This is a genomic window from Streptomyces caelestis (genome assembly GCF_001279005.1).
In the GTDB taxonomy this organism is placed as follows: domain Bacteria; phylum Actinomycetota; class Actinomycetes; order Streptomycetales; family Streptomycetaceae; genus Streptomyces; species Streptomyces heliomycini.
Window position 1 is genome coordinate 1 of record NZ_LGCN01000033.1, and the last position, 1,046, is coordinate 1,046.

General features: G+C 72.8%; 1 protein-coding gene. It reads left to right on the forward strand.

Translation table 11 applies throughout. The features are described from left to right. Positions 1 to 1,046: acyltransferase domain-containing protein (locus ADK41_RS04325; RefSeq protein ID WP_037805351.1), on the forward strand; the 1,046-nt coding region annotated here is incomplete at both ends.

Sequence of the window (1,046 nt, forward strand, 5' to 3'; positions counted from 1 at the left end):
GAGCCGTCTCCGTTCGTGGTGGAGGGCCGGGCGTCCCAGGCCGGGAAGACGGTGTTCGTGTTCCCGGGGCAGGGCTCGCAATGGGCTGGGATGGCGAGTGAGCTCCTCGACGAGTCGGAGGGGTTCGCGCAGTCCATGCGGGAGTGCGCGGCGGCCCTGAGTCCCCACACGGATTGGTCGTTGCCGGACGTGGTGCGTTCGGGTGAGGGGCTCGACCGGGTGGACGTGGTGCAGCCCGTGCTGTTCGCGGTGATGGTGTCCCTGGCTCGGCTGTGGCGTGCGTTCGGGGTGGTGCCGGACGCGGTGATCGGGCATTCGCAGGGGGAGATCGCGGCGGCGGTGGTCGCCGGCGGGCTGTCCCTGGCGGACGGCGCGAAGGTGGTGGCCCTGCGCAGCCGGGCGATCGTACGGCTCGCCGGGCACGGCGGAATGGTGTCGCTCGCCCTGTCGTCGCAGCAGGCCGCCGAGACCGTCGCGGCCTGGGACGGGCGCCTGTCGGTGGCGGCGGTCAACGGCCCCTCGGCGGTGGTGGTGTCCGGAGACACCGACGCTCTCGACGAACTGCTCGCGTCCTGCGCGGCGGACGGGGTGCGGGCCCGGCGGATCGATGTCGACTACGCGTCCCACTCCGCCCATGTGGAACATGTCGAAGGGGAGTTGCTGAAGGAGTTGGCGGGCATAGCGCCCGTCCGGGGCGACGTGCCGCTGTTCTCCACGGTGACGGGGCAGTGGCTGGACACCTCGGCGATGGACGCTGCGTACTGGTACACGAACCTGCGCCGCACCGTCGGCTTCGAGCCCGCCGTCCGCTCCCTCGCGGGCCAGGGCTTCGGCTCCTACGTCGAGGTCAGCCCGCACCCGGTGCTGGCCATGGCGGTCGAGGAGACCCTGGAAGCGGCCGGTCCGGCGGGCGTGGTCCTCAGCACGCTGCGCCGCGACGAAGGCGGGCTGCGGCGCATGCTCCTGGCCGTGGGACAGGCACACACGCGGGGCGTCGCCGTCGACTTCTCGCCCGTCTTCGACGGCACCGGGGCGGTCCGGACCGA